Raw genomic sequence first — 20573 nt, 5'->3', positions numbered from 1 at the left:
GATCGATAATGAGTGAACAGCCGGTATTGTCTGTTCAAGGATTAAGCGGCGGGTATAGCATGAACCGACCGGTTCTGCATGACGTAACCTTTCAGGTTGAACCGGGTGAGATGGTGGGTTTGATCGGCCTGAACGGTGCGGGCAAGAGTACCACGATGAAGCATATTCTCGGGCTGATGAATCCGCAAAAAGGGAGCATTCAGGTTCAAGGAAAGAGCCGGACAGAGCATTCGGAAGCCTATCACGGCGCCTTGGCGTTTGTTCCCGAATCCCCGCTGCTGTATGAGGAGATGACAGTACGCGAGCATCTGGAATTTACGGCGCGCTCCTATGGCGTATCCCGTGAAGATTATGAGGCACGTTCGGAGCAGCTGTCGAAGATGTTCCGTATGGAAGAGAAGATGGACAGCCTGTCCACGCATTTGTCCAAGGGGATGCGCCAAAAAGTGATGATCATGTGCGCATTCGTAGCCAGACCGTCCCTGTACATCATTGACGAGCCCTTTCTTGGGCTTGATCCGCTTGGGATACGTTCGCTGCTTGACTTCATGCTGGAGCTGAAGGCATCCGGCGCTTCGGTATTGCTAAGCTCCCACATTCTCTCCACGATTGAGAATTATTGCGACCGGTTCATCGTGCTGCACCGCGGCAGCATCATTGCTCAGGGGACGCTGAAGGAAATTCAGGATCAAGCCGGAAGACCGGGCATGTCGCTGGAGGAGCTGTTTAATGTGCTGATTCAGGACGGTAAAGGCGAATGAATCTGCGTGAGCTGTATGTCAAACGACGCGGGCAGTTCTGGGGTGAAATTTTCCCCTATCTGGGTTATGTCATACAGAGCGGGGTAGCCGTCGTATTTCTGTTTCTGCTGATTGCATTCGCTGCCTGGTACACCGCACTACTGCAGCAAATCCCGCCGGATCTGCCGATTCGCTGGATCATGATGATTTTCCTTGTGCCCCTCATGATCAACAGCAGCATCCGCACATATCTGCGTCCGGCCGATACGGTGTTTCTCATTCCGCAGGAATCCCGGATGAAGGAATACTTCAGTACAGCATGGTTCAGCGGCGTCATATATAAAATCATCGGCTTAGGACTGGTGATGTTAATCCTATGGCCTCTATACATACGCAGCGATGTTTCGCCAAAACCGCTGCTGGCTACGTTTGTTGTGCTGACGCTGTTTAAACTGTTGTCCAGCTTCGGCAGCTGGAAGGAGCAGCTTATGGTGTCAAGGAACGCGGCAGCAGCCTACCGGGTACTCCGCTGGATCGTTCCGGCACTGAGCTTAGCCGCCTGGTTATGGCATCCAACGGGTCGTGCCCTCCTATTCATGGCGCTGCTTGGCATCACGTATGTTGCCGCCTTGTCCGTACCCGTCAAGCACCTGGTCGCTTGGGAACGATTAATCGCCGTCGAGGAGAGACAGGCGAGCCGGGTGATGATGGTGCTGAGCTGGTTCGTGAATGTGCCTCAGCGTGGGCAGCGTGTCCATGCGCGAAAATGGCTCTCCGGATGGGGAAAGGGATTGGCGTGGAAGAAGGAAAGCGCCTATCGCTTTCTTCTCATTAAGAGCCTGACACGCAGTGATATTCTGGGCATACTGATTCGGGTCGGACTGCTGGGTGCTTTTCTTGTATGGGCAACCCGGGATAGTCTGGTATCGGCGATTGTGTATCTGGTCAGCCTGATGATCATCGGACTTCAGTTGTCTGCACTGCGAAAGCTTCACCCGGAATCGTTCTGGCTGCATGTCTATCCGCTTCCGGAAGGAACGCGCCGCGACAATGAAGGGAAGCTGATCTTCCAGGTGCAGCTGTTCTGGGCTGTGCTGCTGTGGCTCCCACTGATTCCGAGCATCCTTAGTGCCCCCGGGCGTATATTGGGTACGCTGGCCGCAGGTATCGTGCTTGTGTTTCTGTTTCGAAGCGCTGCTGCCCGGAAGAGCCGGCGTGAAGACGATGACGACGAATAAATGGGAAGAGGCCGGGACGTTAACGTCCCGGCCTTCTATTATCATTATAGTATGGGTTATTCCGTTTGCAGAAATCGCAGTGCGTGGTGTGGCGACCTGCGATTTCTGTTCGGCTGTTATCTAGTTGTCATTACACCCAGAAAGAACGAGTGATGATAACGAGCAGGATAAAGAGAACCAGGATTGCTCCAACTCCGTATCCACCGCCGTATCCGCCGTATCCGCCGTGTCTTACTTCTTCAACTGCACCCATGTTCATTCCCCTTTCGGTTCGTTGATTTGTAGTACACGGTATTGTATGTAGCTAATCGTCTATGTGTATGGGCGAGCGTTTATATAGGGCAGAAGAAAAAATAAAGACCAGGGATCGTTCTCCCCGGTCTTTATATGCTTGAACGGTTATATCTGTCAGATGCAGTGGATCATTAAGCTTTCTGCAGGTCTTGAATCCCTTTATAGACCAGGTCGAACAGATCCTCCAAATACTCCTCGTCAATACAAGAGAAGGCGATCCGGAGATCATGCTCGCCAAGGGCGATGGTTCCTACGCCATACTCATGGATGAGATGGGAACGGAGCTCCTCGGCGTTTACGGTGTTCAGCTTCAGGCACATGAAGTAGCCGGAGTTGAAGGGATAATATTCCCAGGCATCACCGTATTTGCCGCTGTCGAGAATGGACTTCACTTTGTTGGCGCGGCCTTTCATAATGACGAATTTCTCTTCCTTCTGCTCGTGGAATTCCGGCGCCTTCAGCGCCTCCAGAACAAAGGTTTGCGAAGGGTGGGAGGCGCTGGATATCGTGGCCCGGATCATGCCGAGCGTTTTCTGCTCCAATGCGTCCAGCACGTCTTTATTATCTGCCGCAAACGTGATAAAGCCGACACGGAATCCCCATACGAATTCTTCCTTGGTCGCACCGTCAACCTTTACAGGAAGCACGCGAGGGTGAAGGCCTGCCAGACGTCCGAATAGCGATTCCTTCAGCGAATCTTCGAAGAACAATCCGAAATACGCATCATCCGTAACGACGACAATATTAATGCCGGCTTCGGCCGCCTCCTGGATTGCGGACACGATGGCGGCTCCTTCCTGAGCGCCAGGCGTATAGCCTGTCGGGTTGTTCGGGAAATTCAGCAGCACGACCGCTTTGCCTTTATCCTTCTGGCTTAGCAGAGCCTGACGAAGTCCTTCGGCGTTAAATTTCATATCGTCCGTAAAGAGAGGATAGGTTACATGAATGCCATGGCGGCGAATGCCGAATGTCAGCTCATAATTCTCCCAATTTTTATCGGGATAAATAACGGCGTCTCCTTCATCCACGAATAAATCGGCTACGATGCTAAGTCCATGCGTCAGCGCATTCGTGACGATGGGATTGCTGAAACTCTTGCCTTCGAGCGAAGGGTTCTCCTGAATCATCTTGTTTCGCCATACGGAGCGCAGCTCCGGCTTGCCTGCCGGAGGGGCATACGGATACAGATCCTTCGGCTGGTAAGCCGAAAGTTTGTCTTGGATGACGCCCAGATGCATCGGGACTCCGCCTTCGGTTGCAATACCGATCGTAGCGTTATATTTTTTCGCATGGCTCGTCGCTTCCGCAGACTGGCTCAGGATGCCTTCTTTCGGGAAGTAGATTTCTTTGCCGAGTGTGGAGAGCATGTCGTACACATGCGGATTGCCGGCTTGCATTTTTCCATTCAATTGACCAACCAATGGGTTCATGAACTGATTCCTTCCTTCCGAATACTTTTGGTTAAGGTAAGAGCAGGTGACAAGTTGCCTTTACGTTTTCATTGCCTAACATTATACCACCTACCCCGGGAACCGTCACGGATAATTGTAATGCTTTAACGCGGTCCAGGATGATACTTGCATATCAGCCCGGCGGTTTCTTCATCCCGCTCTTTGCCGCGGCATTCAAGCCTTTCGACGACGGCCTGGAGCCGATCCGGCTTCAGGTTCTGGCCGAACTTGAACTTGGCGCTCATTCGCTGCGGGGCGAGCTTGATGACCGCTACCCCTTTCAGTCTGGGGATATAAGCCCGGTCACTCGCGTCAATGGTGCGGTATCCGCCTTCAGGCTGCAGCTTTGTCATCAGTGCCTCCATCGCAAGCGCCTTTTCCTCCAGATCATCCACGATCACCACCTCGCCGATCGCCGTTACGCTTTTGAAGTAGGCCGTGGCCGGGCAGGCCATCTCCGGATCGGAGAAATAGGAAGGGATCAGTGCATACTCGTCAGCTATGGTAAAGCACACGGCGGGCGTCCGGCGCAGATGATCCATTTTTTCACCCATCCGGCTGCCGTGAAAATAGAACGCTCCGTTAACATAGGCAAAGTTCAATGGCGTTACACGAGGGATTCCCTCTTCATCGGCTGTTCCAAGGAAACCAAAGCTCATGCCGCTGAGGAAATCCTCGATTTCTTGTTGATCCTCCATCGCAAATTCGTCTCTTCTCATGATTAAACGCTCCCCCTATCATTTTGAATAACAGTTTACGATGATCATTGACAAGGAAAAAGCGCCAATTTAGAGTAATTTATATAGTCCAATTTCAAAAAATGATAGAGGAGTCGCCATTATGGAGCTGGGATTGCCGTTCGAGACGTATGTGGAACAATATCGATATAAATATTTGGCTCTATACCACGCACTTCGTGCTGCCATTCATAGCGGGAAGCTGCCGGAAGGAACCCGCCTTCCCGCCACACGCGAGCTGGCAAAGCTGTATGGCGTGTCCAGAGGCTCGGCCGCGCAGAGCTATGACATGCTGATGGCCGAAGGTTATGTTGTATCCAGGCAGGGCAGCGGAACTTACGTAGCGGAGGGGATCGCTATGGTGGACCAACCGCCGCCGGTCGAGGGAGCGCCGGTGCTCTCGGCATGGGGGCAACGACTGGTGAGCCAAAGCGGGGAGTATACCTCGGCACAGATGATGCTGAGAGAACCTCCCCGAGGTACAATCTCATTCGCGAATGCACGGATGCCCATGGAGGATTTTCCTTATTCGGAGTGGAGGAGCGCGTTATCCTACGCCGGCGGAAGCGGGGGCATTGAGCTTCAGAACGGAGCGCCGCCGGAGGGGGATCTCGAACTGCGGCAGGCGATAGCCGGACATCTGCGTTTTACGCGGGGAATCCAGGCCGACCCCGAGCATATCGTGATTTTCAGCGGATCCATGCAGGGGCTTGTCCTGATGTTTCAGCTGCTGGTCGATCCTGGCGATCAGGTGGTCATGGAGGATCCGGGCTATCATGGCATCTATCGGGGCATCAGCCTGAGCGGCGGGATTCCGCTGCCATCCCCGGTCGACGATGCCGGATTGATACCGCGTGACTGGGACGCCGGCCTGCTTGTCGTAAGCCCCAGCCGTCAATACCCGACGGGAGCGGTGCTGCCGTTGGAGCGAAGAAGGGCGCTGCTGAATTGGGCGCGAAGCCGTCAGGCCTTTATTATCGAGGATGATTACGACAGCGAGTTCCGCTGGGGCGGCAAGCCGATTGAGCCCTTGCGGATGCTGGATAACGAGGGACGTGTCATCTTTGTCGGTTCGTTCTCCAAAACGATGTTTACCGGGCTCCGCATCGGGTATGCCGTGCTTCCCCCAAGCCTGGTTGAGGCGGTTGTGCAGGCCAAGGCGCTTTACGAGCCGATTTCACCAGCTGTATTGGAGCAGCGTGCGCTGGCACGCTTTATTGTGCGAGGGGGTTACGGTCGGCATCTTAGAAGAATGACCCGGCTGTATGGTGCGCGGTATGAGGCGCTTCGCCAGGCGATGGATACCCATGCCTCCGAACTGTTTCGTCTTCATCCCGGCGATGCCGGCCTGCACGTTTATGCGAACTGGCTGCGCTCTGAGGAAGAGTATGTCCTGCTCCAAGAAGCTGCACGCAAACGCGGCGTCATGTTTCGGGATGCATCGGTATATCATCGTACCCCCAGGTTACCTGCGGCATGCTTCGGCTTCTCGCATCTGGACATAGCCAGCATCGAAGAAGGGGTTACCCGGATTGCGCAGGCGTGGCTGGACATGCAAAAAACATAAAAAACGGGTATGATGGAAAAGAGGTCAATTTTTGAATGAGATGAGGGGGTTATGACGTGATGCTGAATGCATCGCCGTCTTCTTTTATAATCATGCCTGCGCTTGCCAAAATCGTATGTGAGCCGGGCTGGAAATGGCAAAAACGCGAAAGACCCATGCAGAATTATGATTTGTTCTATGTATGGAGCGGTGAAGGCACGGTCGAGCTCAATGACGAGCCCTTTGCCGTGGGAAAAGGAAGCTGCTTTCTGTTCCGACCCGGAGATCATACGAGCGCGACGCACAACCCGCAGAAGCCGCTCGTATTGACATATATCCATTTTGACGTGACCGACCCGGTCCAAGAGATTCCGGCATCTTATCGGAAGCTGACGGAAACGATGGATTTCGAATATTTGCTCGCGCGTTACGTGCGTTTGTATCTGGACAAGCCCTATGGATCATTGGAGGAGGGGCAGCTTATTCTGAAACAGCTGATGATTCATCTGCTTCGCTCGGATCTCGCTGAGCCGGTCGTCAAAAAAGCAAGCAATCAGCTGTCAGAGGCGATCCATGAAATCGCGAATTATGTCCGCCAGCACCCGGGGATTCCCCATCGGGTCGAGGATTTGGCGGCCAGAGCGGGGTTGTCCCCCCGTTACTTCTCGATCAAGTTCAAGGAACTGATCGGCACGCCGGTGCAATCCTATATCATTCAGATGCGGATTGAGCGGGCGCAGCATCTGCTGCTGCATCAAGGGATGAACGTAACGGAGGTAGCCGACGCGCTGGGTTACCGCGATATTTTCTTTTTCAGCCGGCAATTTAAGCAGTATACGGGCAAGAGCCCATCCGAGATTCGGTGATCCCCCGCCCTTCCATAACTTACCTGAGTGGCCGAAGGGCAGATGGGTTTCATAGCAAGCGATTTAGGGTAAAAACGAAATACAGTTTCATTTTATGAAGGGGGGAGAGAGGAATGAGCCCAAGAAGACGGGTGCGTGGACGTTTCTTCAGTCGTGGTGGCTGCGCTATTTTCAGAAATCGCTTGCGCCGCATGAAGACAACGACTCAGAATCATCAGGATGTGTGGTTTTAATGAGACTTGGCCTACATACGGGGAACGTTGAATCCCGTTATCATATACGCTTTTCTCTGGATGAACGCAAAGGGAGCTAAATGGCTCCCTTTTTTCGATATGTTTTGGGGTCCCCGCAAAGTATTTGGAATAAGCATCGAAGCATAGGCTCCACTTTGTGGGGCTATTTAATGGATGCATATACGGATAGGGACTCTGATTACGTTGCGAAATTTTGTTATATTAGGAATATGTATAAGGCGCTGAACGCAGGGTTCTTAGGAACATGGACCAGGCAGGCATTTCGGATAACGGAAGGGTGACGCGAGTGAAGGAGAGAGTGGCATTGGCAGAGCAAGCGGTGATCCGGTGGTAGCGTCGGGAGCAGGAAAGGTTGCGCTGATCACGGGCGCGTCGAGCGGGTTCGGACTGCTCATCAGTCTGGAGCTGGCAAAAGCAGGTTATGACGTGGCTGCGGGTATGCGCAGGCCTGAGGCGGCGGCAGAACTGTTGGCCCGAGCCGAACAAGCAGATGTTGCCGGGCGCATTCACGTATTCCAGCTGGATATATGCATCGAGGAACAAGTCAAGGCCGCTGCTTTGGAGATAGAGCAGAGGTATGGACGCTTGGACGTGCTGGTGAACAATGCCGGCGAGGTGGTAGGCGGCATGGTGGAGGAAGTGCCGCTCAGCGGCTGGCGAAAGCAGATGGAGACGAATTTTTTCGGGACCGTATCGGTAACGCAGCATATGCTGCCGCTGCTCCGCCGTACCGGACATTCCAAAATCATTCTCATGAGCAGCATTAGCGGCGTGGTCGGCTTTCCGGGTTATGGACCTTATGCGTCCTCCAAATTTGCTTTGGAAGGGCTTGGCGAAAGCCTGTCCATGGAGTTGATGCCCTTTGGCATCGATGTCGTGCTGATCCAGCCCGGTGCCTATGGCACGCCGATTTGGAACAAAAGCTTTGGGGAGCTTGCGGTAAAGGAAGGATCACCCTACAGCGATCTGCTGAAGGGCGTGCTGGAGTATTCCGAGCGGACAGCCAGGGGAAGCGGGGATCCGCTGGAGGTAGCCAGGCTTGTGGCAAAAATTGCGTCCATGGCTAAGCCCAGGTTCCGCTATTTGCTGCCCCGAGGCACGCGGCTAACCGCATGGATCAAGGGCGTGCTGCCGGATCGGCTGTTTCAGCGGATCATGTATCGGATGCTGGGCCGGCGTTAATCATTCATGCCGCGAATGATTCATGGCCTTAACTTGTAAAATGCGATGTTTGGTAAGGTGAATGGGATTACCCTTTTCTGGCTGGGGACGGATGAAGCAAACCGAGGAGTTCCCCCATCTTCACCTTGGAGCCGGGTTCCAGGTCACCGCGCGGAGTAAACGTGCCGTTCTCCGTCAAAAGCACGACGGTAGAGCCGAATTCAAAGTACGCGAGCTCATCGCCAATCCCGTATTTCTTCACGTTCTCGTCAGCATAACGGATGCTGCTTACGTTCATGGCTCCGACCTTCACGACGGCAACTTCGCCGAACTCATGCGCAATATAGGTAATGAGGCGTTCATTGCGGCTGAGCACGTTCCGAATATGGGTCATCGCAAAATCGTTCACAGGGTAAACGCGGCCCTTCAGATGCTCGCTCTCCGCCTGAACACCGGTTACCGGGGAATGAATGCGATGATAATCGGTCGGGCTTAAATACAATACGAAAGCATAACCGTTGATGTAGTTTTCCATTCTTGGCGATTTGGCGAGCAGCTCACTCAGGGTATAATCCTGTCCCTTGACGCTCAGAATGGTGCCGGCGTTGACGGCGCCCATTGCCGAAATCGTGGCATCGACCGGGCTTACCATAGCGTCGGCGGTATCATCTATGGCGCGCAGGCCTATTTTTAACCGGCGGGAAAAGAACTCGTTCAATGAGCGGTATTCATGGATTTCTTTCTCCGCTTCATGCGCCGGAATTTGATAAATTCGTATAAATGCAGGTATTAGATGACGGCTCAGCCGGCTGTGGGAACAATGCCCCATGATTCGGGACAGCCACTTGCGGGAGGATAGCTCAGTCATCAGACGCAGCAATTGTTTAGCCATGTCATTCTCCTTTGTGCATAGGTGTCAGCAATAAACGTTGGTGGAAAAGCCAACCACTCTGATATTGACATAGAATGAGATGGAAATCAATAAATAGCCATTTTTGAAAAAAGGCTCTTGCTTATTCCGGAGCGAATGTGTATTTTAAAGTTAACATGAAACCGAATAGGAATACGGGGGCTTGAGTGAATCAGGCTGAGATTGCAGCTGTTATCCGCTGTTGACCGTTAATCTGAACTGGGTAATGCCAGCGTAGAGAATATCCGACCCTGCCTACATAGGGCCTATTTTTCCGTCTGCGCGTTTTTCCAGACGGTTTTTTGTTGTGTTTACACAAAAATAGAGGTGGAGAGGGGAATGTGTTGTTATGGGAACGTCTGTGCAAGAGAAGTTGGGGGTTCAGCCCCGAAAAGGGCTGCGGTTAAGCGATATTTTGGTGACGGTGCTGGTATCGCTGGTGCTTGGCGTCATTTATCATTTCTGGGGTTCGGTTTACAATCTGTTAAAACCGCTGTTCTTTGAAGCGGATGAGTTGTTATACGGCATGTGGTTCGCTGCAGCCACGCTTGCTTACTTGCTGATCCGCAAGCCGGGAGTGGCCATCATCGCGGAAGTGGCGGCGGCCCACGTGGAAGTGCTGTTTGGCAGCGGCTGGGGATTGACCCTGCTGCTGTATGGCCTCATTCAAGGACTGGGGGCAGAATTGGTATTCGCGGCATTCCGTTATCGGAGCACCTCCGCGTGGACGCTGGCGATTGCCGGAGCCGGCGCGGCCATCGGCTCGATGATCATGGACTTCTATTACAGTTATACCGATGACCTGCAGACGTGGATGTTCCTTGCCAAATACGGCATGCGGGTACTCAGCGGCGCCGTCATTGCAGGCCTCCTGATGCTCCTGCTGGCCAAAGCGCTTGACCGTACGGGCGTGACATCCCTGCTGCGTCCTGCGTCGAAGAAGGATTACGAAGCACTGGATGATCCGCGCCATGTCTAATGCCACGGTTAGCCAGGTTCCGGCTCAGTCCGCTGAGATGCTTCCGGAACCGGCCGTGTATGTGGAGGGATTGCGTCTGAAGTATCCGGGCGAGGAGCGGCTGATGTTCAAAGACCTCTCCTTCTCGGCTGTCCGGGGGGAGAAGGTGCTGCTGCTCGGTCCGAGCGGCTGTGGCAAATCCACGCTGCTGCAGGTGCTTAGCGGGATGATTCCCCGCGCAACGGAGGTGCCGATGAAATGCGAGGCCCAGCTGGTTCCGCGTTCTTGGGGTTATGTGTTTCAGGATCCGGATACCCAGTTCTGTATGCCGTACGTGGATGAAGAGCTGGCTTTCGTGCTGGAGAATCTAAGTGTCCCACGCGACGAGATGAAGGAGCGGATGCAAGCGGCCCTGGGCGAGGTGGGGCTTGATCTTGAGGAGCTCCATATGCCGATCGGGCATTTGTCCCAAGGCATGAAGCAACGACTGGCGCTGGCATCGGCTCTGCTGCTGGAGCCGGAGGTCCTGTTCCTTGACGAGCCGTCTGCGCTGCTCGACCCGGAAGGCAGGGAGCAAATCTGGTCCGCGGTGAAGGCCGTTTCGGAAGGGCGTACGCTGATCATCGTGGAGCACCGGATTGAAGAAATGGCCCAATACGTGGATCGTGTCGTGCTGTTCAGCCCGGATGGGGTGATTCTGGGCGAAGGTCCCCCAGCAGCGATATTCGCTGAATATGAGCGGGAACTCCAAGCCTATGGAATCTGGTATCCCGGCGTATGGGAAGATTACGCGGAGTCCCGGGCAGGCAGAGAGTTATTCGCCCCGGTCGACGCGCTGGGCAATGAGGCAGGTGATCTCCTGTATGAGGCTGCTCTGCCATACGCTCAGCATGGGGAAACTGTCATTCAACTGGCGGATTTCAGGGGGATGAGATGGGATAAACCTGTCATCACCCTCCCTTCAGCCGAGGTGGTTCCGGGACAATTCATTGCGGTGGTTGGGCCGAACGGAGCAGGAAAGAGCTCGCTGCTGCTCAGTTTAATGGGGCTGCTTCGCGCCGAAGGAACCTATGTGCTCTGCGGGGAAGAGGTCATTCAGGGCAGGCGCAGGAAGGTGCGGAAGAAGAGAGAGCAGCAGCTGCGCCAAATCGGATTCGTGTTTCAGAATCCGGAGCTTCAATTCCTGACGGAACGCATCGGCGATGAGGTGGTTTACTCCCTGCTGGTGGATCATGTGCCGCCGGAGGAAGCGAAGGCGCAGGCCGACCGCTGTCTGGAACGCTTTGGACTGAAGGGCATGGAAGCTAGGCATCCGTACCAGCTGTCGACAGGTCAAAAGCGTCGCTTAAGCGTGGCTACGGCCATGGCAAGACAGCCGTCTGTGCTGCTCCTGGATGAGCCGACCTTCGGACAGGATGCGCGGAATACGTTTGCGATTCTGGAGATGTGTGAGCAGCTGCGCCGCGCGGGAACCGCCATTCTCATGGTGACGCATGAAATGGAGATCGCGCAGCGGGTCGCCACGCATATATGGGAAATCCGGGAGGGGCAGTTGACGTCAAGCATGCCTTCCCCCCGATGGTGTACCGGGACGGAATCCGGACGGGAGACCGGCGGAGCGAATGGCGCTGATGAGACTCGCGAAAACCTAACCGGGGCCGATCATCGCCTTACGGGGGTGAACGCATGAATATATGGAATCCCGTGCGGATCACTTGGCTGCACCGCGCGAATCCGGTGGTGAAGCTGGGACTGATCTGTGCGCTGTTTTTTATGACGGTGTTAACCCATGATCTTGATTTTGTCATGTATCAGGCGTTGATCTTTATGATCTGCCTCGTGGTGCTCAGCGGGGTGAAGCCGTGGAAGATGCTGCTGTTTTTCATACCGTTTCTGCTTGCCTTTATTTCGTCTTCCTCTTCCATGATGCTGTTCGGCAAAGGGGAGACGATCTGGTGGGAGTGGGGATTGTTCCGGGTATCGGAAGAAAGCTTTTATCGGGGGCTGCATCTGGGGTTTAAGGGAATTGCCTTTGCCTCGGAGGGGCTGCTGCTTGTTACGACAACGTCCTCGGTGGATTTATTCTACAGTCTGATGCAGAAGCTGAGGCTTGCGCCCAAGTATGCTTACAGCTTCATGGCTTCGATCCGGCTGCTGCCCATGGTCTGGGAGGAATATGTAATCCGCCGCCAAGCCTTGAAGGTACGAGGTGTCCGCCCGATTCGCGGCGTTCGCGGCATGGTGAACCGCGCAGGACTGTATGTGGTGCCGCTGCTGGCGCAGAGCATCCGCCGGGCACACCGGGTGGCCGCGGCGATGGAGGCGAAGCAATTTGACGGGGATCGGGCGAAGGCTCGAACGTATTATTACCCGTCACGTTATTCCCGCTACGATCTTCTAATCATAGGATTACTCGCAGCCGCTGCCTGCTGTGCTTATGTGGCAGCCGGATATTTTCCTTGGTTCGGCATTGGCGACGTGCGGTTTGATTAAACGGTTGTTTCCTCGATGAGGGCCTGCTTATGGTGTGTAAGCAGGTTCTTTTTTTATGAGATCAGAATAACTTCAAAGGGCCTGGATTTCATGCTGATTGAGGCGTTATAATACTAGTGGTACCAGAAAAGTATTTTCAGTACCAGAAGGGGAGTTTATTCACGTGCGCGAGCGAATATTGAATGAAACGATCCGCTTGATTCAGCGGCAGGGCTTTACGTTTACGGTCAGTGATCTGGCCCGCGGCCTTGCGATTAGCAAACGGACAATCTATGAGCATTTTTCATCCAAGGAAGAGATTGTCGAATATATCATTGACGGGATGATCCGGCACATTCAGCAGCGCGAACGTGACATTGCGGCGGATGAGGGGCTTACCGTTCTGGAGAAGATTCACCAGATTCTAATCTGTCTGCCCCAGGAGATGGAGAAGATGGAACTGGGGATGCTGCCGGATTTGAAGCGGTCGCATTATCCGCAATGGGAGAAGCTGGACACCTTTTTCCGAGAGGAATGGGGCATTGTTACCGAGCTGATGGAACAGGGCATGGCCGAGGGAAGCATCAAGCGAATTCACATGCCGCTGTTCATCGATCTGTACCTCGGGTCGCTTCATCAGATTTACGATTCGAGGGCGACGGTGAAGCATCAATTGCCGCTGGGGGAGCTGCTGCAGTCCGTCATGGATATTTTATTGTTCGGCATTGCCGCTGAGAAACGGAAGGAGTCTTGAGATTATGCATTGGTTATATTTAAGTTTGGCTATTCTGTTTGAAGTGGCGGGGACGCTGAACATGAAGCTGTCAGAGGGGTTCAGCAAACCGCTGCCCAGCGTGCTGCTGGTGGTGTTCTATATTTGCAGCTTGAGCTTCCTGACGCTGAGCTTGAAGCAGATTGAAATATCCGTGGCTTACGCGATCTGGTCGGGACTTGGCATCATGATCATTACCGTCATCGGTTATATGTTCTTTGCGGAGCAGATTAATGGCCTGAAAGTATTCTCGATCCTGCTGATCATCGCGGGTGTCGTTCTGCTGAATTTATCCGGCAGCGCGCATGCGCAGGAACAACCGAAGACGCACCAGTCCGGTCACTAAGGACGATCAAATGAACCGGAATCTGCGGAAGGGCCGTACTCGTGCGTAGAATGGAAGAAGGACCGTGCGCGAACACGATCCCCGAGTACAACGTACCGCCATAAGAGCGGCCTTACTATAGGAATTCGATCAGAAATAGACCGTGATCCTGACCAAGGGCGGTCTATTTCTTTTTATGGAACGAAAGTATTAACACAAAGTCATTAGAAACTAATTAGGCTTTAGCCGGATGGAAGGAATCAGTCGAATGGAATATGTTACACGAAACCAGCATGGGCCATTTTGTTTTAGGTGTCGCACTTCATATTACAATCCGTCTTCCCTTATCGTTTGACGATCCGGTCAAAAAATGCCCGCATTCTAGAGCTTTTTGTCATGGAGGCCGACCATGCGCATTGGCATAAAACCGCTTTGAGCATGCGTTTGCCCTTAGGAATGCGAGAACTTTTCTTTTTGCCAGCACTCTCATGGTTGCCTGGACATCCCCCCGCCCAAGAGCTGGCATGAGTTGATGAACGTCCAGACCGCAACAACGTTCTAAAATAGCGTCCTTTTTGCATCCCTCACATTTAAAAGATGCGGGTCATGCAGCCTTCGATTTGTATTTTTGTACACGTGCTTCATGCGACACTCGGCGGTACGCAAGGCTGCAACAGATCAGTTTGTGGGGTTATTTTAGTTTGAGCGGTTATTTGAAGATGAATCTGAATATACCTCGGAGCCGTTGTTTCCAGTATATTAGAGTTATGGACGTAAAAAGAAAGGCGTGAATGACGTGGCTTCGAACATACTTCTTGTAGAGGATGACAGCTCGATTGGCGAAATGGTAGAGAGCTATTTGACGATGGAAGGTTTTCAGGTGGTGCTTGCCAAAGACGGAGAGGAGGCGCTCGAGCGGTTTGCCGAACGAGATTATGACCTCGTACTGCTGGATATGATGCTGCCCAAGATCAGCGGTATGGATTTTCTAAAAAAAGTCAGGGAGAAAAGCCATGTGCCGGTACTGATCGTATCCGCAAAGGATGGGGAAGTGGACAAGGCGCTCGGCCTTGGTTTTGGCGCGGATGACTATATTACGAAACCTTTTTCGATGATTGAGCTGACGGCTAGAGTGAAGGCCGCTATCCGCCGCGTGACGGCTTATGCAATAGCACCCCCAACTGAGCAAAATAAAATCATCCGGGTCCATGAACTAGAGATGGATCTGGATCATTTGACCGTGACCAAAAACGGCCAGGAGATCAAGCTGACGGCCAAAGAACTGCAAATCTTAAAGTTGTTTATGACGAATCCGAAAAAGGTATTCACCAAGCAGCACATTTTCACATCCGTCTGGAATGACGACTATTTCGGCGATGAAAATGTCATTAATGTGCATATGAGCCGTTTGCGCGACAAAATTGAAGATCAGCCCTCCGATCCGCAGTACATCAAAACGCTGTGGGGCATCGGCTACCGTTTGGGGGAATTTTAGTGGTTGCCGTTCTGCTGATTGTTGTGATCATGTTGGCGTTGCTGAATGTGATGCAGTGGATGGGTCGGAAAAAAAGAGCTAAGCAGCTTGGCTACATCATCGATAAACTGAATACGATTAAGGATTCGTCCTCGCAGGAGCAACTGCTGCTTTTTACGGAGGATCCAGGATATCGTAGACTGTTGATTGCTATCAATCACTTGCTTTTGCAAACCAGGCAGTCCGAGACAGGATTTATGCGTACAGAAATCGCAATGCGCCGAATGTTGGCAAACATATCGCATGATTTGAAGACGCCGCTTACCGTGGTGCTCGGTTATATCGAAACGTTGAACCAGAAGGCCGACTTGCCAATGGAGGAAAGGGAGCGGCTACTGGATAAGGTGCATACGAAGACTGTAGAGATCGTAGAGTTGATCAACCGTTTTTTTGACCTGGCCAAGCTGGAATCGGGGGATAAGGAGATGCCCCTGACCCGCATACATATCAATGAAATTTCCAGAAACAGCATGCTGATGTTTTATGATCTGATCGAATCCGAAGGGTTGCAGGCTGACATCGATATTCCGGAAACGCCGCTTTATGCATGGGGCAATGAAGAAGGACTAAAACGCGCATTAAACAATGTGCTGAGCAATGCGATCCGTTATGGTTCACAGGGCAAGGTGATCGGCATGAAGCTGCGGGATGAACAGGGCCGGGTGCTTATCGACATTTGGGATAAAGGCAAAGGTATTCATGAACGGGATCAGAAGCTTATTTTCGAGCGGATGTATACGCTGGAGGATTCAAGGAATAAAAGATTCCAGGGCAGCGGTTTGGGTCTGACGATTACGAAAAGACTGATCGAGCTGATGGGCGGGGAAATTCGCGTCGCAAGCAAGCCGTATGAACGGACCGTTTTCACGATCTCGTTAAAGAAGCTATCGTAGCGCGGCTTCTTAACATCATATTAGTGCTAGACAAAAAGCGAAAGTAGCGGAGGAGACGGAATCGATTCTTACGAAGCTGAAAGATTTTTGGGAAAAAAGCTACTTTGGAGGCATTTGCTGCATTCGCCTAAAAGCTTTCAGAAGGAAAGCTAGCATCGGAAGTAAATGTAGCAATTGTTTATTCCAACACATCCCCAACTGTTTCATTAGTAATAGGACGCAAGAAGAAGCTCGCTAACGCTGCGAACCAAACGTAAATCGTAGCTGTAAATAAATAGTGAAATAACCCTCTGATGTCACGCTACAATGGCTGGCGTCAGAGGGTTTTTTGTTTGATTCTCGTTCTTGGGAACGATCCCACCGTATTGGGAGACCATGAGAAATCTCTTAAACGAACGTGTCGGTGATGCCGAAAAGGACAAAGAAATGCTGAAGCAAATTTCGCCAGTGTTCCACGTCGATAAGATCGTAACGCCATGATTCGTGGCTCAAGGGGCGAATGATCCGCGGGTGATGAAGGACACGGCTTTACCAACGAAGAGAACTTGTTCGATTTCTTCAATACAATGATCAAGTTTTTGGATAAAAATCTGAAGCCGTAGAGCAAATAAGGTAAGAGTTGCTAGGGAATAGGTAACACATCTAATACAGAAGAAAGGAAGACTAAAGTGGAGTTTATTTTCAATAGCAGCACCAATTTGGATCATATTGATCTGACTGGTTGTGAGTGAACCGGTCTTTGTTTATTCCATGTGATATGATTGTTTATAATCGAGTCGCTTTCTACACTTAAGAGATTCGTAAGAATTGTGCAAGAAATATGAAAATGTTGGCGGTTATACTATGATCAAGAGATAAGTGAGAGGGGTAAATATAAATGAGTTATGTCATCAGTACCCGCCATGTCAGCAAAACCTATAAAGGCAAAGATGTTGTCTCTGACGTCAGTATGAATATCAAGCAGGGGCAGATTTACGGACTGCTCGGTCCAAACGGAGCCGGTAAAACAACGCTAATGAAAATGATGCTGAATCTGGTCAAACCAACCAGCGGTGAAATTGAAATATTCGGAGAGAAGCTTACGCCTTCATCGGTTGAAATGTTTAAACGCATTGGCAGCATCATCGAGTATCCGATTTTTTACGATAAAATGACGGCGATTGAAAATCTGGAGATGCATGCGGAATATATGGGTTATTATAACAAACATGCAATTAAAGAAGCGCTTGAGATGGTTAATCTAACTTCCATCCAAGGCAAATCGGTATCCGAATTTTCGCTTGGTATGAAGCAGCGCCTGGGCATGGCCCGCGCCATTATAACCAAACCCGAGCTGCTCATTCTGGATGAACCAATCAATGGACTTGATCCGGTCGGGATTAAGGATTTTAGAAGTTTGCTGAGCATGTTGAGCAAGGAGTACCGGATGACGCTGCTGGTCTCCAGCCATTTGCTGGGTGAGATCGAACAAGTTGCAGATACGATCGGCATTCTTCAGGGCGGCAAATTTATCCGCGAAGTGTCTATGGATGAGATGCGCAGCGAAAACACAGATTATATCGAAATTGTGACCCCACAATGCAAACAAGCTGTATTTGTACTGGAAAATCAGCTGAAAGTCAGCAATTTCAAAATCGTCGGTGATTCAGCCATACGCATTTACGAGTCCAAATTTACGCAGCAGGAATTGACCAAAGAGCTGGTACTGAATGATGTGGCGATTGAATCGATAAACCATAAGCATACTTCGCTCGAGGAGTATTTTATGCATCAGATTAGCGGAGGTGAGCAGTATGCTTAAGCTGATCCGTATGGAGATGAAAAAGCAGAAGTTAAACTGGTTTTATAGAGGGGCGGTTATTGCAACGATCCTATGCGCCGGTTTCATGCTTCTTATAGCCTACACGGAGGGGGGCGGAGATCCTGCATTCGGGAGTTTCGCCGATATAGCCTACACGGAGGGGGGTGGAGGTCCTGCATTCACGAGTTTCGCCGATGCGTTATCGATAGCGGGGCTACTTTGCCGTGCGGTATTTATCGTGTTTGCTTCAGTCTTGCTAAGCAGACTTATTATTGAGGAATACAAAAATAAAACGATCAGCTTATTGTTTACGTACCCGGTCGAGCGTAAAAAACTGATCATGGCGAAAATGCTGCTGGCTCTGGCTCTTACGTTTGGAGCGATGCTCATCTCGACTTTTATTACCTGTATATCCATTCTGGCTCTGAACAGCCATTTTCAGTTTATTCCGGGAAAATTGGAGGCCGGCGTACTACTGCATACGGGGATCCAATTGTTGATCCAAACACTGTCAGCAGCGTGTCTCGGCCTCATTCCTTTATTCTTCGGGATGCGAAAAAAATCCGTACCGACAACGATCGTGTCCTCGATCATTATCGTGGTCTTAGTCAGCAACAACAGCCAGGGCCTTTCGCTTAGCAGAAATATAACGATACCGTTGATCTTGGGAGTTATCGGTCTCCTGATTGCTTATCTCTCGTTCCGCAACGTAGATAAGGTGGACGTGGCTTAACTAAAAAAGCACTCTTCTTAACGGCAGCTTCGCCTGAAAGAAGGGTGCTTTTTTAAGGAGATACCTACATGAATTTGGTGTTCATCTCCGGGGAATTCGGCCCGGCTTAGCTCCGGCATTTTGTAGTGCATATCCATCTCGGATAAAAAAGCGATCCGGCTGGGCATGATGCCTTTGTTGGTGCGCGTATTTTCCGCCAAACTTCAGTACATATCCCCAGTATTAAGACTTAAGAAAACATTAAGAAACAAGAAAGGGAAAAGATAGAATCATTTTTTAAAATAATGGCATGGGTTTTTGGTTTGCCGCCATCTAACTAAACAAATGCCTTTCCTGCAGGGAATAAAGGCGAGGTATAACTGCAGAAGACCGATTCAAAAATGGAAAGGAAAGATGTGACCATAATGAACATGTTAGCTACCCTTACGAAGGCAAGCGCTCAGTCGGTATGGATGGCTTGGGAAGCGGTTTTTGATCAAATCACGAAACTGCGCAGCGCCGGAATAAAAAGATACGGGATTTGCAAGCTGGTCATCCGCCGGCATCATGGAAAAAACCTGAAGTGCCAGGACGGAGAGTGGATTTATTCGGGGGATTGGGTCGGTGAACTCCATTTGGACAACCGGCAGGTATTGGAGCTTTCCAGAGAGCTGGGGGCTGACCGGGCCGCGCTTTTGACCGCAAGAATGCTGCGGAGATCGATCAAGCAAATTAGCGAGGCGATGGAGACGGAACCGGAGCTTGCGCAGGTCAAAGCTTTGACTGGAATAACGCTGCTGCACCGCGGTATTATTCACGGGCTCGGTTTTGAGCTGCATCCGCTGGAATCCAAGGGGTTTCGCGTGTTCTCTACTTATTATTTGCGGCTTTTACTCAGGGTGCTGCATCCGGTGGGGCGGGAACGCACGAAGAAAAATGCTCCCAAGCTTGTGCCCAAAATGCTGATGCTGACCAGAAAATCATTGCTTTTGCGTTATTCTAAGGAAACGGCATGAGTATGGTGATGCTGAATCTGCTGCTGATGTTTGTCTTTATCTATATGATCATTCCATATGTTATCACACGGATCTGGGGATTTGGGGTAACCCTGCGCGGCCGGCGTGGCCGGCAAATCGCTTTTACCTTTGATGATGGCCCAGACCCGCAGCATACTCCTAAACTGCTGGATCTTCTCAAGAAAAAAAGGATCAAGGCGACCTTTTTTGTACTGGGCAGCAAAGCGGAGCGATACCCGGAGCTTATGAAACGCATCCACATGGAAGGGCATCAAATCGGGATCCACAACTATTCCCATCTTCCCAATTGGCTAATGAGTCCGCGCCATATCCGGAACAAGCATGTCCACCGGTCTGCCGATATCATCGAACGAATCACGGGCGAGCGCCCGGCATTTTACCGTCCTCCATGGGGGATTTTGAATTTAGGCGATTTATTTGCTTTGCGAAAATACCGGATCGTGCTGTGGTCGATCATGGGATGGGATTGGGGCAAGGGGAGCAAAAACAAACCGCTCAAAGAACGGATCTTGGATCAGCTTGAACCTGGCTCGATTATTTTGCTGCATGACAGCGGAGATACTTGGGGGGCGGAGCCTGATGCCCCAAGCAGAATGATCGCAAGCCTTGAGAAAGTGATTGACACGGTCCATAACCAAGGGTATGAATGCGTCCGCGCCGATGAACTGCTGCATAAGCCGCATGATTCGCGCAGCGACCTTTCAAAAGGCTTTCGGGTTGGATGATGCGTGTAATATTAACAAAGAATGATCATGGCCCCAGATACTTTTAATAAAGCTGTGTTCGAACATAAAGGTACAGCCTTATGGATTTTGAGGTTGTGCTTTTTTATTTTGCATGTTTACAAATGGAAAAGTGTGGATTATTATGGC

21 protein-coding genes, 1 pseudogene and 1 riboswitch are annotated in these 20573 nt (G+C 51.4%); of the genes and pseudogenes, 17 read left to right on the top strand and 5 right to left on the bottom strand.

Translation table 11 applies throughout. The features are described 5' to 3' along the window. The first annotated feature begins 8 nt into the window (after window positions 1-8). Both OHJ21_RS20080 and OHJ21_RS20075 read left to right on the top strand, forming a co-directional pair. Window positions 9-761 (top strand): ABC transporter ATP-binding protein, encoded by a 753-nt coding sequence (locus tag OHJ21_RS20080; protein ID WP_100539205.1) that lies wholly within the window; start codon window positions 9-11, stop codon window positions 759-761. After that, window positions 758-1978: an ABC transporter permease gene (locus OHJ21_RS20075; RefSeq protein WP_100539204.1), complete on the top strand. Its 1221-nt coding sequence runs from the start codon at window positions 758-760 to the stop codon at window positions 1976-1978. The genes OHJ21_RS20080 and OHJ21_RS20075 overlap by 4 nt, the downstream gene beginning before the upstream one ends. Window positions 1979-2108: 130 nt before the next feature. On the opposite strand, the gene OHJ21_RS20070 is transcribed toward OHJ21_RS20075, so the two are convergent. The 3 genes from OHJ21_RS20070 to OHJ21_RS20060 form a co-directional block, all read right to left on the bottom strand. After that, a complete protein-coding gene (locus tag OHJ21_RS20070; RefSeq protein ID WP_009592125.1) occupies window positions 2109-2231 on the bottom strand; it encodes a hypothetical protein in 123 nt (40 codons plus the stop codon). Between the two features lie 172 nt (window positions 2232-2403). Continuing rightward, window positions 2404-3702, bottom strand: a complete 1299-nt coding sequence (locus OHJ21_RS20065; protein ID WP_486020963.1) for an aminotransferase class I/II-fold pyridoxal phosphate-dependent enzyme — start codon at window positions 3700-3702, stop codon at window positions 2404-2406. Between the two features lie 125 nt (window positions 3703-3827). Continuing rightward, on the bottom strand, window positions 3828-4442 hold the full coding sequence (locus OHJ21_RS20060; RefSeq protein ID WP_326114139.1) for a pyridoxamine 5'-phosphate oxidase family protein: 615 nt from the start codon (window positions 4440-4442) through the stop codon (window positions 3828-3830). A 121-nt stretch (window positions 4443-4563) separates the two neighbouring features. Here OHJ21_RS20060 and pdxR point away from each other — a divergent pair, with 121 nt between their 5' ends. The 3 genes from pdxR (at window position 4564) to OHJ21_RS20045 (ending at window position 8308) form a co-directional block, all read left to right on the top strand. Then, window positions 4564-6027 (top strand): MocR-like pyridoxine biosynthesis transcription factor PdxR, encoded by a 1464-nt coding sequence (gene pdxR / locus OHJ21_RS20055; protein ID WP_486020962.1) that lies wholly within the window; start codon window positions 4564-4566, stop codon window positions 6025-6027. 59 nt (window positions 6028-6086) lie between these two features. After that, complete coding sequence (locus OHJ21_RS20050; RefSeq protein ID WP_100539200.1) at window positions 6087-6872, top strand: helix-turn-helix domain-containing protein; 786 nt, start codon at window positions 6087-6089, stop codon at window positions 6870-6872. 581 nt (window positions 6873-7453) lie between these two features. After that, window positions 7454-8308, top strand: a complete 855-nt coding sequence (locus OHJ21_RS20045; protein WP_486020961.1) for an SDR family oxidoreductase — start codon at window positions 7454-7456, stop codon at window positions 8306-8308. Window positions 8309-8375: 67 nt separating this feature from the next. Here OHJ21_RS20045 and asd read toward each other — a convergent pair whose 3' ends face one another. Beyond that, entirely contained in the window at window positions 8376-9179 is an 804-nt protein-coding gene (asd, locus tag OHJ21_RS20040) for an archaetidylserine decarboxylase (protein WP_100539198.1), read from the bottom strand. Between the two features lie 163 nt (window positions 9180-9342). Then, window positions 9343-9455: riboswitch (TPP riboswitch) on the top strand. Between the two features lie 91 nt (window positions 9456-9546). Between asd and OHJ21_RS20035 the strand changes: the two genes are divergently transcribed. The 5 genes from OHJ21_RS20035 to OHJ21_RS20015 all read left to right on the top strand — a co-directional run bounded on the left by OHJ21_RS20035 (window position 9547) and on the right by OHJ21_RS20015 (window position 13745). After that, complete coding sequence (locus OHJ21_RS20035; RefSeq protein WP_100539197.1) at window positions 9547-10176, top strand: ECF transporter S component; 630 nt, start codon at window positions 9547-9549, stop codon at window positions 10174-10176. Continuing rightward, window positions 10169-11845, top strand: a complete 1677-nt coding sequence (locus tag OHJ21_RS20030) for an ABC transporter ATP-binding protein (protein ID WP_100539196.1) — start codon at window positions 10169-10171, stop codon at window positions 11843-11845. Before OHJ21_RS20035 ends, OHJ21_RS20030 begins: the two co-directional genes overlap by 8 nt. After that, a complete protein-coding gene (locus OHJ21_RS20025) occupies window positions 11842-12648 on the top strand; it encodes an energy-coupling factor transporter transmembrane component T family protein (protein WP_100539195.1) in 807 nt (268 codons plus the stop codon). Before OHJ21_RS20030 ends, OHJ21_RS20025 begins: the two co-directional genes overlap by 4 nt. Before the next feature lie 163 nt (window positions 12649-12811). After that, window positions 12812-13381, top strand: a complete 570-nt coding sequence (locus OHJ21_RS20020) for a TetR/AcrR family transcriptional regulator (protein WP_326114144.1) — start codon at window positions 12812-12814, stop codon at window positions 13379-13381. A 4-nt stretch (window positions 13382-13385) separates the two neighbouring features. Further along, complete coding sequence (locus OHJ21_RS20015; protein ID WP_127593457.1) at window positions 13386-13745, top strand: DMT family transporter; 360 nt, start codon at window positions 13386-13388, stop codon at window positions 13743-13745. Window positions 13746-14068: 323 nt separating this feature from the next. Here OHJ21_RS20015 and OHJ21_RS20010 read toward each other — a convergent pair whose 3' ends face one another. Continuing rightward, window positions 14069-14305 (bottom strand): transposase, encoded by a 237-nt coding sequence (locus OHJ21_RS20010; protein ID WP_486020960.1) that lies wholly within the window; start codon window positions 14303-14305, stop codon window positions 14069-14071. Between the two features lie 215 nt (window positions 14306-14520). Between OHJ21_RS20010 and OHJ21_RS20005 the strand changes: the two genes are divergently transcribed. The 7 genes and pseudogenes from OHJ21_RS20005 (at window position 14521) to OHJ21_RS19975 (ending at window position 20426) form a co-directional block, all read left to right on the top strand. Continuing rightward, complete coding sequence (locus tag OHJ21_RS20005) at window positions 14521-15219, top strand: response regulator transcription factor (protein WP_076324789.1); 699 nt, start codon at window positions 14521-14523, stop codon at window positions 15217-15219. Next, window positions 15219-16151, top strand: coding sequence for a sensor histidine kinase (locus OHJ21_RS20000; protein WP_100539191.1), 933 nt, complete (start codon window positions 15219-15221; stop codon window positions 16149-16151). Before OHJ21_RS20005 ends, OHJ21_RS20000 begins: the two co-directional genes overlap by 1 nt. A 336-nt stretch (window positions 16152-16487) precedes the next feature. Next, window positions 16488-16753: pseudogene (locus OHJ21_RS19995) on the top strand (alpha/beta hydrolase family protein); the annotation flags it as partial. 275 nt (window positions 16754-17028) lie between these two features. Further along, complete coding sequence (locus OHJ21_RS19990; protein ID WP_486020959.1) at window positions 17029-17952, top strand: ABC transporter ATP-binding protein; 924 nt, start codon at window positions 17029-17031, stop codon at window positions 17950-17952. Next, entirely contained in the window at window positions 17945-18685 is a 741-nt protein-coding gene (locus tag OHJ21_RS19985; RefSeq protein ID WP_100539190.1) for an ABC transporter permease, read from the top strand. The genes OHJ21_RS19990 and OHJ21_RS19985 overlap by 8 nt, the downstream gene beginning before the upstream one ends. Window positions 18686-19065: 380 nt before the next feature. Then, complete coding sequence (locus tag OHJ21_RS19980) at window positions 19066-19680, top strand: YkoP family protein (protein ID WP_486020958.1); 615 nt, start codon at window positions 19066-19068, stop codon at window positions 19678-19680. Next, a complete protein-coding gene (locus OHJ21_RS19975; RefSeq protein WP_394054106.1) occupies window positions 19677-20426 on the top strand; it encodes a polysaccharide deacetylase family protein in 750 nt (249 codons plus the stop codon). Before OHJ21_RS19980 ends, OHJ21_RS19975 begins: the two co-directional genes overlap by 4 nt. Window positions 20427-20573: the final 147 nt, after the last annotated feature.

It is taken from the genome of Virgibacillus sp. LDC1, assembly GCF_025792345.1.
In the GTDB taxonomy this organism is placed as follows: domain Bacteria; phylum Bacillota; class Bacilli; order Paenibacillales; family Paenibacillaceae; genus Paenibacillus_AQ; species Paenibacillus_AQ lautus.
The sequence above is the reverse complement of the archived record's forward strand: the minus strand, read 5'-3'. Positions and strand labels throughout refer to the sequence as shown.

What these genes read in the sequence shown, in the direction of transcription:
- OHJ21_RS20080 (WP_100539205.1), top strand. Translation starts at nt 9, where the DNA reads ATGAGTGAACAGCCGGTATTGTCTGTTCAAGGATTAAGCGGCGGGTAT.
- OHJ21_RS20075 (WP_100539204.1), top strand. Translation starts at nt 758, where the DNA reads ATGAATCTGCGTGAGCTGTATGTCAAACGACGCGGGCAGTTCTGGGGT.
- OHJ21_RS20070 (WP_009592125.1), bottom strand. Translation starts at nt 2,231, where the DNA reads ATGGGTGCAGTTGAAGAAGTAAGACACGGCGGATACGGCGGATACGGC.
- OHJ21_RS20065 (WP_486020963.1), bottom strand. Translation starts at nt 3,702, where the DNA reads ATGAACCCATTGGTTGGTCAATTGAATGGAAAAATGCAAGCCGGCAAT.
- OHJ21_RS20060 (WP_326114139.1), bottom strand. Translation starts at nt 4,442, where the DNA reads ATGAGAAGAGACGAATTTGCGATGGAGGATCAACAAGAAATCGAGGAT.
- pdxR (WP_486020962.1), top strand. Translation starts at nt 4,564, where the DNA reads ATGGAGCTGGGATTGCCGTTCGAGACGTATGTGGAACAATATCGATAT.
- OHJ21_RS20050 (WP_100539200.1), top strand. Translation starts at nt 6,087, where the DNA reads ATGCTGAATGCATCGCCGTCTTCTTTTATAATCATGCCTGCGCTTGCC.
- asd (WP_100539198.1), bottom strand. Translation starts at nt 9,179, where the DNA reads ATGGCTAAACAATTGCTGCGTCTGATGACTGAGCTATCCTCCCGCAAG.
- OHJ21_RS20035 (WP_100539197.1), top strand. Translation starts at nt 9,547, where the DNA reads ATGGGAACGTCTGTGCAAGAGAAGTTGGGGGTTCAGCCCCGAAAAGGG.
- OHJ21_RS20030 (WP_100539196.1), top strand. Translation starts at nt 10,169, where the DNA reads ATGTCTAATGCCACGGTTAGCCAGGTTCCGGCTCAGTCCGCTGAGATG.
- OHJ21_RS20025 (WP_100539195.1), top strand. Translation starts at nt 11,842, where the DNA reads ATGAATATATGGAATCCCGTGCGGATCACTTGGCTGCACCGCGCGAAT.
- OHJ21_RS20015 (WP_127593457.1), top strand. Translation starts at nt 13,386, where the DNA reads ATGCATTGGTTATATTTAAGTTTGGCTATTCTGTTTGAAGTGGCGGGG.
- OHJ21_RS20010 (WP_486020960.1), bottom strand. Translation starts at nt 14,305, where the DNA reads ATGCAAAAAGGACGCTATTTTAGAACGTTGTTGCGGTCTGGACGTTCA.
- OHJ21_RS19990 (WP_486020959.1), top strand. Translation starts at nt 17,029, where the DNA reads ATGAGTTATGTCATCAGTACCCGCCATGTCAGCAAAACCTATAAAGGC.
- OHJ21_RS19985 (WP_100539190.1), top strand. Translation starts at nt 17,945, where the DNA reads ATGCTTAAGCTGATCCGTATGGAGATGAAAAAGCAGAAGTTAAACTGG.
- OHJ21_RS19980 (WP_486020958.1), top strand. Translation starts at nt 19,066, where the DNA reads ATGGAAAGGAAAGATGTGACCATAATGAACATGTTAGCTACCCTTACG.
- OHJ21_RS19975 (WP_394054106.1), top strand. Translation starts at nt 19,677, where the DNA reads ATGAGTATGGTGATGCTGAATCTGCTGCTGATGTTTGTCTTTATCTAT.